General features: G+C 63.5%; 5 protein-coding genes. 1 reads left to right on the plus strand and 4 read right to left on the minus strand.

Annotation, left to right across the window (positions count from 1 at the left end):
• Positions 1–110: 110 nt before the first annotated feature.
• Positions 111–761 carry a maleylacetoacetate isomerase gene (maiA, locus tag EOA60_RS22650; protein WP_095825632.1) on the minus strand — a complete coding sequence of 217 codons (651 nt, stop codon included), beginning with the start codon at positions 759–761 and terminating at the stop codon, positions 111–113.
• Positions 758–1,456, minus strand: a complete 699-nt coding sequence (locus EOA60_RS22655) for a fumarylacetoacetate hydrolase family protein (protein WP_095825631.1) — start codon at positions 1,454–1,456, stop codon at positions 758–760. Before EOA60_RS22655 ends, maiA begins: the two co-directional genes overlap by 4 nt.
• Before the next feature lie 294 nt (positions 1,457–1,750).
• On the opposite strand from EOA60_RS22655, the gene EOA60_RS22660 reads away from it, so the two are divergent.
• A complete protein-coding gene (locus EOA60_RS22660) occupies positions 1,751–2,773 on the plus strand; it encodes an acyltransferase (protein WP_095825630.1) in 1,023 nt (340 codons plus the stop codon).
• 5 nt (positions 2,774–2,778) lie between these two features.
• Here the strand turns inward: EOA60_RS22660 and EOA60_RS22665 are convergent, their stop codons facing one another.
• Both EOA60_RS22665 and EOA60_RS22670 read right to left on the minus strand, forming a co-directional pair.
• Complete coding sequence (locus EOA60_RS22665) at positions 2,779–3,264, minus strand: SRPBCC family protein (protein WP_095801896.1); 486 nt, start codon at positions 3,262–3,264, stop codon at positions 2,779–2,781.
• 124 nt (positions 3,265–3,388) lie between these two features.
• Positions 3,389–3,835: a GNAT family N-acetyltransferase gene (locus tag EOA60_RS22670; protein WP_128311931.1), complete on the minus strand. Its 447-nt coding sequence runs from the start codon at positions 3,833–3,835 to the stop codon at positions 3,389–3,391.
• Positions 3,836–3,840 lie beyond the last annotated feature (5 nt).

Below are 3,840 nucleotides of genomic sequence, written 5' to 3' on the forward strand. Positions count from 1 at the left end.
CCGAGTAAGCGAATGGCGGGTGCTCGTCGTCCTCCAGCACGTAGAGGATATGACAGCCATACTCCTCGATATCGGCGAGCGTCTTAGCCTCGTCGGGATCCCTTGCTTCTCTATTCGGCATCGATCTGGTTCTGCGGCGCAGCCTTCTGGAACGCCGGCAGCGCCATGCAGGCGGCGTGGATGCGCGAGATCACCGGATAGGCCGCCATGTCGACGCCGAAGCGGGCATTGTTGGTGACCTGCGCGGCGAGGCAGATATCGGCGAGCCCCGGTGTATCTCCATGGCAGAACCTGCCGGTCTCGGGCGAGGCGGCCAGAATCTTTTCAAGCGGCTGGAAACCTTCATTCACCCAATGCCGGAACCAGTTGACGACATCCTCGTCGCCGGCGCCGAACAAGGTGCGCAGCGAGGTGAGCACGCGCAGATTGTTCACCGGATGGATGTCGCAGGCGATCATCTGCGCCAGCATCCGGACCCTGGCGCGTCCCAGCGCATCCTTGGGCAACAACGGCGGCTCGGGCTCGATCTCGTCGAGATATTCGATGATCGCCAGCGACTGGGTTAAAAGCGTTCCGTCGTCGAGCACCAGCGCCGGCACCAACCCTTGCGGATTGACCGCGAGATAGGCGGGCTCGAGATGCTCGCCATGGCGCAGATGGTGGGGCACATAGGTGTAGGTACGCCCCTTCATCTCCAGCGCGATCCGCACCCGGTATGAGGTGGAGGATCGATAATAGTTATGGAGGACGAGGTCGCTCATCGCCTCGGCTGCCCGATGGTGACCTCGACGGCGCCGATGCCGTCGACGCCACCAGTGATCTTGTCGCCCGCCTGAACCGCGCCAACGCCGGCCGGCGTGCCGGTGAAGATCAGGTCGCCGGGCTGGAGCTCGACCGACTCGCTGCAGATCGAGACGACATCGGCGACGGGCCAGATCAGCTCGGCGAGGTCGCCGTCCTGTTTTACGTCACCGTTTACAGCGAGCCAGATGCGACCCGTTTCGGGATGGCCAGACCTTGCGACCGGAAGCAGCGGGCCGCAAGGCGCGGAGAAGTCGAAGGCCTTCGACCAGTCCCAGGGGCGGGCCGCTTTCTTCGCCTGGTCCTGCAGGTCGCGGCGAGTGAGGTCCACGCCGACGCCATAGCCCCAGACATGCGCGAGCGCCTCGGTGCGAGGGATGCGGAAGCCGGCCTTGCCGATCGCCACGACCAGCTCGATCTCGTGGTGGAGATTGCCAGTCAGCGGCGGGTAGGGGATCTCGGCGCCGCTGTCGACCACGGCGTCGGCCGGCTTGGTGAAGAAGAAGGGCGGATCGCGCTCGTCATTGCCGAGTTCTCGCGCATGCGCCGCGTAGTTGCGGCCAACGCAGAAGATGCGGCGCACGGCAAACCGTTCCGCCGAGCCGGTCACCGCGACCGAAGCGATCGCGGGCGGAGGGAGGACGAAGTCTGCCATAAGCGGTCTCTGCGTTGGATTATGAAATCGATCCGCACATTCGGCCGATTTCGGCAGGCGGGCAAGGCATTAGGCCACGAAACATTGCCCACTATGCCGGCTTCACCAAGCGGCGGCAGGATCCGCCGCGGCCCCTTTTTCTTTTGTGTTCGCAATCGGTTGGCAGGAACTGCCTGTGAATTCGCTGCTTCGCACTTGCACAAGATTATCCCGCACTGCAAAATAACTGCGGCGGGGAAAACGAAGCGGTTCCAGGCACGGCTATGCCGGGACCTCGAGTTGCGAGGGACGGGCATGACCGACATCTCCGCGACGGCCGGCGTCCTGCCGCGGGCCGCAGCCGACAAGGCGGCACGGGCAAGGCTGGCCTATCTCGACGGCTGGCGCGGCCTGTCGATCGCCTTCGTGCTGATCGGCCATTTCTTTCCGATTCGCGGCATCAATCTCGGCGTGCTCGGCGTCGAGTTCTTCTTCGTGCTGAGCGGCCGGCTGATGGGGGAAATCCTGTTCGTCGAGCGCTTTCCGCTGAAGAACTTCTTCAAGCGCCGGTTCGCCCGCGTCTATCCAGCCCTGCTGGTGTTCGTGGTTGCCGTCATGATCGGGCTCTCCGGCACCTTCATTGCCTTCAAATGGAAGGCGGCGCTTACCGCGCTGACATTCACCTACAACTATGCCGGCATTCTCATCAATCGCGCGGGCGCGCTCGACCATATCTGGTCGCTTGCCATCGAGGAGCATTCTTATGTCATCCTGGCGCTGATCAGCGTGGCGGTTTCCAGGCGCGCGAATGTCGTGCGCCTGCTTGTCATGCTGTCGCTGCTCGCTATGGCCAACGGCGCTATTTCCTACTGGGTCTTCGGCATGGACTACGAAACCAGCTATTGGCGAACCGACGTGCATATCGCCTCGATCCTGCTGTCGGCGGCGATCTGCCTGCTCAAGGCCGATGGACACCTGCCGGCATTCCTCAGGAGCCGGCATCTGGCGCTGGCGGCCGCGGTGGGGGGAATCTTGCTGTTCCTCGATCCGGTGCCGACGCCCTTGCACTATCTGCTGGGCGTGCCGCTGCTGGCGCTCGCCGTCAACACGCTCGACTTCGCCGGCGGCTATCTGACCGGCCTACTGTCATCGCGGCCGATGGTGATGCTGGGGCTGTGGTCCTACTCGCTCTATCTGTGGCAGCAGCCCTTCTACAAATTCGTCTATGACCGCGACGTGGCGCCGATCCCGATGCTGGCCGCGGTCTTCGCCTGCGCCCTGGCGAGCTACTACATCGTCGAGAAACCGGCGCGCGGCTGGCTCAACCGCAATTGGTGAGGAGGTCAGGCCTTGCCGGTTTTTTGTGCGGCGAGATAGCGCCGAAGCCCGGCTTCGCCGCGAGGTGTGGTCCAGCGGTGATTCCACGCGAAAGCCGGCCTCAGCAAGGGTGCCAGGAGTTTGAGGATCGGCCTCTCCACGATGACCTGCCAGGTGAGCTTCACATGCGTTCCGCTTCCGGCTGGCGACAGCTCAGCCCGCCACAGGCCGTCGAAATCGCCGAAGGTCTTCACCACCACCAGCCGGCCAGGATCGAGCTCCGCGGCCTCGATGATGAAGTTCAGCTCGTAGGGCAGGGCGCCTCGCGCCCTGGCTCTTGCCCGTGACCCGACGACGGCCTTGCCTTTCTTGTCGAGCGGCTCGACTTCCTTGTAGGCGTCGCCCCACCAGAGCGGCAGCAACTCGGCGTCGGACAGAACGTCCCACACTTCCTGCGGCGTGGCATCGGGAATGTTCCAACTCTCGTCGAAGCGGAAGACGTTGCTTGGCATGATGTCACGCCCCCGGCACGCGAAGACGATACATCAGCTGCAGCTTCTGTTTGTGGCCAGTGCGGCGGCCGCATGAGACCTTGTTTGGCTCATGGTTGAAGCCTCTGGCTTCCAGGGCCATGCGCTAGTCGATCGGCTTGGCGTAGTAGCGCACCGACTTCCTGCCGCCGTGGATCACGGCATCGCCGACCTCGCCAAAGCCGAGCGCCGCGTGAAAGGCATCCGATGTGGGGTTCGGGGGATCGGCATTGACCTCGCAGGTTACGATCGTGTGGCATGCGCGCCTGACATGCTCGAACAGATCCTCGTAGAGACGGCGGGCATGGCCGCGGCCGCGCGCTTCGGCCGCGACCACCACCCGGTCGACATAGACGAAGCGGGAGTAGCGCTCACGAAACCAGAGGAAGTTCGGGCTTTCGTAGCTGGCATCCTGATCGAAGCACATGATGAAGGCTTCGAGCGCCCCGATGCGGCGCGTGTAGAAAGCCTGCCCGATCAGGAATGACAGGCGCTCCGGCTCAAGCCAGGACAACTCGGCGGCATGCTCGTTGTTGCAGTCTAATATACACATATCAG

The sequence above is a fragment of the Mesorhizobium sp. M1A.F.Ca.IN.020.06.1.1 genome, from assembly GCF_004023265.1.
Classification (GTDB): Bacteria; Pseudomonadota; Alphaproteobacteria; order Rhizobiales; family Rhizobiaceae; genus Mesorhizobium.